Annotated in this window: 5 protein-coding genes and 1 pseudogene; 1 reads left to right on the top strand and 5 read right to left on the bottom strand. The window is 65.6% G+C overall.

What is annotated here, in order from left to right; translation table 11 throughout:
* From JO059_RS18190 to JO059_RS18170, 5 genes are all read right to left on the bottom strand, one after another.
* A partial coding sequence (locus tag JO059_RS18190) for an adenosylhomocysteinase (RefSeq protein WP_293321187.1) occupies nucleotides 1-242 on the bottom strand: 242 nt, incomplete at its 3' end.
* 95 nt (nucleotides 243-337) lie between these two features.
* Nucleotides 338-985, bottom strand: a complete 648-nt coding sequence (locus tag JO059_RS18185; RefSeq protein ID WP_293321185.1) for a TetR family transcriptional regulator — start codon at nucleotides 983-985, stop codon at nucleotides 338-340.
* Nucleotides 985-1,167 (bottom strand): rubredoxin, encoded by a 183-nt coding sequence (locus JO059_RS18180; protein WP_293321183.1) that lies wholly within the window; start codon nucleotides 1,165-1,167, stop codon nucleotides 985-987. Before JO059_RS18180 ends, JO059_RS18185 begins: the two co-directional genes overlap by 1 nt.
* Nucleotides 1,168-1,262: 95 nt before the next feature.
* Nucleotides 1,263-2,477, bottom strand: coding sequence for an alkane 1-monooxygenase (locus tag JO059_RS18175; RefSeq protein ID WP_293321181.1), 1,215 nt, complete (start codon nucleotides 2,475-2,477; stop codon nucleotides 1,263-1,265).
* A 169-nt stretch (nucleotides 2,478-2,646) separates the two neighbouring features.
* The gene (locus JO059_RS18170; protein WP_293321179.1) at nucleotides 2,647-4,131 is read right to left on the bottom strand and encodes an amino acid permease; all 1,485 of its coding nucleotides are present in this window, start codon (nucleotides 4,129-4,131) and stop codon (nucleotides 2,647-2,649) included.
* Between the two features lie 101 nt (nucleotides 4,132-4,232).
* Between JO059_RS18170 and JO059_RS18165 the strand changes: the two are divergent.
* Nucleotides 4,233-4,922 (top strand): annotated as a pseudogene (locus JO059_RS18165) (oxidoreductase); the annotation flags it as partial.

Below are 4,922 nucleotides of genomic sequence, written 5' to 3'. Positions count from 1 at the left end.
AGCGACGTCAGGGTTTCGATCAGCACCGCGGTCTGCACGGTCATGTGCAGCGAACCCGACACGCGCGCACCCTTGAGCGGTTGCACCTCGGCGTATTCGCGGCGCAGCGACATCAGACCGGGCATCTCGTGCTCGGCCAGCCGAATCTCCTTGCGGCCGAATTCGGCCAGCGACAGGTCGGCGATCTTGAAGTCGATGCCGTTGCGGACGTCGGCGGTCAGCGCCTTTTCGGTCGTCGTCATGCGTGGTTCTTCCTTCTTCAGCCTTCTTGGGGGTCAACGGATCCAAGCGGTACTTAGCTTAGGTATGTTCTTGCGCCACTGTAGCCGCCGAGCGCTCAGGGGACGTTGACGACCCCGTAACGCTCGGCGAACGGCGCCATCAACCGCGCCAGGTCCGCCGCGACGTCGTTGTCGGCCTCGGGTGGCATCGACACGTAGCTCAAGCACAGCCTGACGATGGCACGCGCCAAAACGCCGGCGTCCTCATCCCCTACGGCCACCCAGCTTTGGGTGAAGGCGGCGGTCAGCCGGGCCGACGCGCGGGTGATGATCGGCCCGCTGTCCGTAGTGATGATCTGCAGCAGATCCGGTTTGGCGACCCCCGAGAGCAGGGAGATCACCAGGGGATCGGCCGCCGACTCCGCGAAGAACAAACGAAAACCCTGCAGAAACGCGGCATTGATATTGCCGACATTGGCGTCGATGGCTGAATGGACGGTGTCGACCAGGCGATCGGCCAGGCGCAGGGCGTAACCCTGCGCCAGCCCCTGTCGCGAGCCGAACTCGTTGTAGATGCTCTGCCGGCTGATGCCCGCCGCGCGGGCGACGTCCGACAACGTGATCGCGGACCAGTCCCGGGCGAGCAGCAGATCGCGCATCGCGTCGAGCACCGAGTCACGCAGCAGAGCACGCGACGCCTCCGCATAGGGCATCCGCTTCACAGGCGCGACATTATCTGCTTTCGCCGCGGTGGTGGTCCGCATCACGGACGAGCTACCTCGACCATCTCGAAGTCCGATTTCGCCGCGCCGCAGTCCGGGCAGCTCCAGTCTTCCGGGATGTCGTCCCAGCGGGTGCCGGGCGCGATGCCGTCGTCGGGCCAGCCCAGCGCCTCGTCGTACTCGAAGCCGCACTGTATGCAGCGGAACAGCATGTAGTCACTCATCGCGTTTCTCCTAGGTTCTCGAAGTCGACCTTCTCGCGCACCGCGCAGTCCGGGCAGCACCGTAGGTGTAGTTGCAGCCGGGGCAGCGGTAGGCGTCATGCGTCGACCCCGTATTTCGCGAGCAGCTTCTCGCGTAGGCGGGGCTGCAGATTGACCCTGGTGATGTCGCCGTCGTAGTGGGCCAGCACCCGATGGTCCATCACCTTCCGCCACAGCGGCGGAAAGTAGGTGAGCGAGATCATCGACGCGTATCCGCTCGGCAGGTTGGGCGCGCCTGCCATGCTGCGCAGCGTCTGGTACCGGCGGGTGGGGCTGGCGTGGTGATCGCTGTGCCGCTGCAGGTGGTACAGGAACAGGTTGGTGACCACGTGGTCGGAGTTCCAGCTGTGCACCGGGGCGCAGCGCTCGTAACGGCCGCCCGAGTTCTTCTGTCGCAACAGCCCGTAGTGCTCGAGGTAGTTGACCGCCTCGAGCAGGCTGAACCCGAAGACGGCCTGGATGATGACGAACGGGATCAGACCCGGGCCGAAGATCGCGATCAGCGCACCCCACAGCAGCACGGACATCAGCCACGCGTTGAGCACGTCGTTGGACAGATACGTCGTGGGGTTCCAGGGACTCCTGCCCAGCCGACGCAACCGCTGCGCCTCGAGCCGCAGAGCGGAGCTCAGGCTGCCGAAAACGCTGCGCGGCAAGAACTCCCAGAAGGTCTCCCCGAAGCGGGCGGACGCGGGGTCTTCGGGGGTGGCCACCCGGACGTGGTGACCGCGGTTGTGCTCGATGAAGAAGTGGCCGTAGCACGACTGCGCGAGGGTGATCTTGGACAGCCACCGCTCCAGCGAATCCTTCTTGTGTCCCATCTCGTGGGCGGTATTGATCCCGACGCCGCCGAGGACGCCGACCGACAACGCCACGCCGAGCTTGCCGAGCCAGCTCAACGGGCCCTCGTGACCCAGCCAGCTCAGGTTCGAGGCGGTGAACAGGTACGCGCCCAGGAGCACGCTGAGGTATTGGAACGGGATGTAGACATAGGTGCAGTAGCGGTAGTACTTGTCGTTTTCCAGCTGCTCCATCACCTCGTCGGGCGGGTTCTGTCCGTCGGGCCCGAAGCGCAGGTCGAGAATCGGCAACACGATGTAGAGCAGGATCGGCCCGATCCACAGCGGGATCTCCGCAGCGGTGCGCCAACCGAGCACGTTGAGCGCCCACACGATCGGCAGCATGGCGATCAACGCCGTCGGGGCGATCAGACCCATCAGCCACAGGCGGCGCTTCTTGTCACGCCAGACCGGCGCGTCGAGTGTGGTCATCTGCCAAACCTCCCAGTGATGGAGTTTCGCCGAGCCGGTAAATCCGCAGACAAAGTTCGAGTAAGGGCCCGCGGAATTACAGGCTCGGCGAACCGAGTCACATTTCGCGATTGACAATATAGCAGTCTGCGTCTTGTGTCTAGACACAGAACGCTATTTTGTAAACCGATCAGCCCACCGACGAAAGCTCCCCGGCCTGCCGCCGTCCCTGCACCGAATGCCGGAACCCATAGCCGACGTAGATGGCGGTTCCGACCACCAGCCAGACCCCGAACCGGACCCAGGTCAGCGCGCTGAGGTTCAACATCAGCCACGCGCACGCGGCGATGGAGGCGATCGGCAGCAGGGGCACCCAGGGGGCCCGGAACCCGCGCTCCAGATCCGGCCGCGTCCGGCGCAACACCATGACGCCGGCCGAGACCAATGCGAACGCGAAGAGCGTTCCGACGTTGACCATCTCCTCGAGCTTGCCGATCGGGAACACCGACGCCGTCAAGGCCACCACGATGGCGACCAGCACGGTGATCCGAACGGGCGTTCCCCGCGCACCCGTCTTGGCCAGCGCCCGCGGCAGCAAGCCGTCACGCGCCATCGCGAACAGGACGCGGCACTGCCCGAGCACGAGCACCATCACCACCGTGGTCAGCCCCGCGAGCGCGCCGACGGCAATGATTTTGCTGGCCCAGGTGATCCCGTTTGCCGAGAAGGCCGTGGCCAGGTTCGCCGGCTTGTGGCCGGGGACGGTCTTGAGCTGGGTGTAGGAGACCATGCCGGACAGCACGACCGCGACCGCGACGTAGAGCACCGTCACTATCGCCAGCGACACGAGAATCCCCCGCGGCACGTCGCGCTGGGGTCTTTTGGTCTCCTCGGCCATGGTGGCCACGATGTCGAAACCGATGAACGCGAAGAACACGATCGATGCTCCGGCCAGGACGCCGTACCACCCGTAATGACTGCTGTGCGCGCCGGTCAGCAGCGACAGCACCGACTGGTTGACGCCCGACGCGTCTTGACCGGCTTCCGGCTTGGGAATGAACGGCGAGTAATTGGAGCCCTTGATGTAGAAGACGCCGACCGCAACCACGAACACCACTACCGACACCTTGATGCCGGTGATCACCGCGGAAAACCGCGACGACAACTTGGTCCCCAGGCCGACCAGCGTAGCCACCACCGCCACGATGAGCAGCGCGCCCCAGTCGAGGTTGATCGAGCCCAATTGCACTGTGCCACCGGCGAATCCGAATACGTTGCCCAGGTAGCTCGACCAGCCCTTCGAGACGACGGCGGCGCCGATCGCCAATTCCAGCACCAGGTTCCAGCCGATGATCCAGGCCAAAAACTCCCCGAAGGTGGCGTAGGAGAACGTGTAGGCGCTGCCCGCGACCGGCAGCGTCGAGGCGAATTCGGCGTAACACAACGCCGCCAGCGCGCAGGTGACCGCCGCGATCACGAACGAAATCCAGATCGCCGGCCCGGTGATGTCACCGGTGGTGGTGGCGGTGACCGTGAAGATGCCGGCGCCGATGACCACCGCGACGCCGAACACCACCAGATCCCACCAGGCCAACTCCTTGCGCAGCCGCGTGTCGGGCTCGTCGGTGTCGGCGATCGATTGCTCTACGGACTTCGTGCGCAAACGATTGGGCATCTGCCCACCCCCTGCCGGCGTGCTGGGTCCCGATGGTCCGTCACAGTACTGGGTAGTCTGCGGACATGCCGCACATCGGAACCAGCTCACGGGACCACGCGATCGTCATCGGGGGCAGCATCGGCGGGTTGTGTGCCGCACGGGTGCTCTCCGATTGCTACGCCCGGGTGACCGTGTACGAGCGCGACGAGTTGCCGAGCACGCCAGCCAACCGCGCGACGGTCCCCCAGGACCGGCATCTGCACATGCTGATGGCCCGCGGGGCGATGGAGTTCGAGAACCTGTTCCCCGGCGTGCTCGACGACATGGTCGCGGCGGGCGTGCCCATGCTGGAAAACCGCCCGGACTGCATACACCTCGGCGCCGCCGGCCATGTCCTGGGCACCGGCCACACCCTGCGCGACGAGTTCACCGCGTACGTCCCCAGCCGACCTCATCTGGAATGGCAGCTTCGCAAGCGGACGCAAGAAATCGACAACGTCGAGATCGTGCGGCGCTCCGTGGCCGAACCCCGGTTCGAGCGCGCACGCCAGCGGGTCACCGGCGTGTTGCTGGACGCCGCCGACGGCGCAGGCGAAGACCGGGAATTCGTCGCCGCCGACATGGTGGTCGACGCTGCCGGCCGGGGCACCCGGCTGCCGGTGTGGTTGGACCAATGGGGATATCAACGCCCCGCCGAAGCGACCATCGACATCGGCATCAACTACGCCACCCACCGATTCCGGATCCCGGAGGGCCTGATCGCGGAGAAGGTGGTGGTCGCCGGCGCCTCTCACGACCAGTCGCTGGGG

The sequence above is a fragment of the Mycobacterium sp. genome (assembly GCF_019247615.1).
In the GTDB taxonomy this organism is placed as follows: Bacteria; Actinomycetota; Actinomycetes; order Mycobacteriales; family Mycobacteriaceae; genus Mycobacterium.
Note: the sequence above shows the minus strand (reverse complement) of the source record. Positions and strands in the feature narration are given on the sequence as shown.

Bases quoted from the DNA above. Each gene is read 5' to 3' on its own strand.
- JO059_RS18185 (WP_293321185.1), bottom strand. From the start codon at position 985: ATGCGGACCACCACCGCGGCGAAAGCAGATAATGTCGCGCCTGTGAAG.
- JO059_RS18180 (WP_293321183.1), bottom strand. From the start codon at position 1,167: ATGAGTGACTACATGCTGTTCCGCTGCATACAGTGCGGCTTCGAGTAC.
- JO059_RS18175 (WP_293321181.1), bottom strand. From the start codon at position 2,477: ATGACCACACTCGACGCGCCGGTCTGGCGTGACAAGAAGCGCCGCCTG.
- JO059_RS18170 (WP_293321179.1), bottom strand. From the start codon at position 4,131: ATGCCCAATCGTTTGCGCACGAAGTCCGTAGAGCAATCGATCGCCGAC.